Origin of the sequence: Microbispora sp. NPDC046933, assembly GCF_040644635.1 — a bacterium.
Taxonomy (GTDB): Bacteria; Actinomycetota; Actinomycetes; order Streptosporangiales; family Streptosporangiaceae; genus Microbispora.
Genome location: NZ_JBEYWW010000101.1, coordinates 1 through 2,019, shown reverse-complemented (window position 1 = coordinate 2,019; position 2,019 = coordinate 1). Strand labels below are relative to the sequence as shown.

Below are 2,019 nucleotides of genomic sequence, written 5' to 3'. Positions count from 1 at the left end.
GCGCAATGCTTATTACAAAATCAATGACAAAGGGCGATTGAGGAATGAGCGCTGGGGCATTTTATCTTTGAGGAGGCTATTTATGGATCAGAAAGAAGTATCACAAAATCAAACAAAGTACATTCAATTTAGATTATCTGAAGAACAATACAATAAGCTGAAAATTTCAGGAGAAACATATGGACTCTCTCCGAATCTTTATGCGAAAAAATTAGCACAAAAATCTCATTTAAAAAAACCTTATCTCGAACATGACCAAGCGAAATCTTTATTATTAGAACTCTCAAAACAAGGAACCAATTTAAATCAAATCGCCAAGAAACTCAATCAATTCGATCGGATGGACAACCAAGATAAAGAGCTGATCGTGGCTTTACGCTATACATACGGAGTACTCGCTCAAGCTCAAAAGGGGTATCAAGAGTTATGGCAACAATTGCAAAAATAAGCAATGGCGCAAGTGCAGCGAGCGCCCTTAATTATGCTTTAGGGCAAGACAGACCCATGCATGAAAAAACTGAACAGTGGCTACAAGACCATCAATTGGAACGTCCTGTGGAGCTGACAAATTGTCGGGCAGTTGCCGTGGGTGGAACCAACGGGATTGATCCCTTTATCGCCAAAGAACAATTTGATGTCATTCGACAACTTCATAACCAAACCAAAGAATCCAATCAAGTCTTGCGTATTACCCAATCTTTCGCCTTAGATGAACTGAATCCGAAAGTTCAAAAAGACTGGCAAAAAGCCAATGATTTAGGCGTTGAATTAGCAGAAAATCTCTATCCTAACCATCAAAGTGCTGTGTATACGCATTTAGACGGAAAAAATCACGTCTTACACAACCACATCATTGTCAATAAGGTCAATTTAGAGACAGGCAATAAATTAAGAGAACAAAAAGGAGAAAGCGTTCAACGAGCACGAGAAATGAATGATCGACTCGCTTCTCGAGAGAACTGGCACATTTTAGAGCCACCAAATGAGCGCCAAACAGAGACAGAAAAAGAACTAATCGCCAAAAATGAGTATTCTTACATGGATGATTTGAGAGAAAGAATCAATAAATCGCTTCAAGATGTCTCTGTGAGCTCATACGAAGCGTTTAAGGAACGATTATCTGACAATGGGGTAATTCTATCAGAAAGAGGCCAAACGTTCTCATATGCCTTTTTAGACGCCAATAACAAGCAAAGACGAGCACGAGAGACCCGATTGGGTTCTGATTTTGGAAGGGAGACCATTTTACATGAGTTGGAAAACCGAGCAAGACAAAACGAATTTAGAGCTGTTGAACAACGAGAACCAGCGATTACTCCGCTTGAGCGAGACACTCAACAAAGAGAATCAGAAATTGTTAGCCTTGAACAAGCAATTGAACCAAGAAAATCAGAAGCTCTCAAGCGAGAATCAAAAATTAATCGATTTATTGACACAATCAAACAGCTTGCAGGACGAGTACCAGAACTTACTCAACGCGTTACAAGAAAATTAAAGCAAACAAAAGAGAAAATCCTCGATGATTTTGAACGTCGCTTTTCAAAAGACATGAAAAATTACGAGCAAGAACAACAGAAAAGCCTAGAAAAACAAGTGAATAGAGACGTACAGTCTGAAAAGAAACCAACAAAAGATCATGATCGGGGGATGAGTCGATGAATAAAGATGAACAACTCGTTGTTCAAGTATTAAATGCTTATAAAAATGGTAAAATTGATTTCAGTCACGTTCCAGAACTAGACCGCTTAGTCCGTCAAGAAGTTAATAAAGACTTTCGGGGCTACCAAGAAAAAATAGAAGCTGTTGCGAGTCAAAAAATGGAGTCTGCCATTCAAGAACAACTCCATCGTTTAGAGGCAGAAAACTTAAAAGCGACCATACTGAAAGACATTCAAGTTGAAAAACAAGCATTACTCGCTTTGAAATAATAACTTTATGATGTATTATTGGAGTTTATTTCAGAAGTGTTCTGTTAGTTTGTCGAAGGTTTATGTATATTGATTGTTATTATTATCTTCT

General features: G+C 38.1%; 3 protein-coding genes. All 3 read left to right on the top strand.

Features of this window, described 5'->3' with window-relative positions:
- Positions 1–448, top strand: a 448-nt coding sequence (gene mobC / locus ABZ857_RS44065; protein ID WP_357056917.1) for a plasmid mobilization relaxosome protein MobC, incomplete at its 5' end; no start/stop codon positions are given.
- A complete protein-coding gene (locus tag ABZ857_RS44060; protein ID WP_352177421.1) occupies positions 427–1,659 on the top strand; it encodes a relaxase/mobilization nuclease domain-containing protein in 1,233 nt (410 codons plus the stop codon). The genes mobC and ABZ857_RS44060, both read left to right, overlap by 22 nt.
- The gene (locus ABZ857_RS44055; protein ID WP_357056914.1) at positions 1,656–1,928 is read left to right on the top strand and encodes a hypothetical protein; all 273 of its coding nucleotides are present in this window, start codon (positions 1,656–1,658) and stop codon (positions 1,926–1,928) included. The genes ABZ857_RS44060 and ABZ857_RS44055 overlap by 4 nt, the downstream gene beginning before the upstream one ends.
- Positions 1,929–2,019 lie beyond the last annotated feature (91 nt).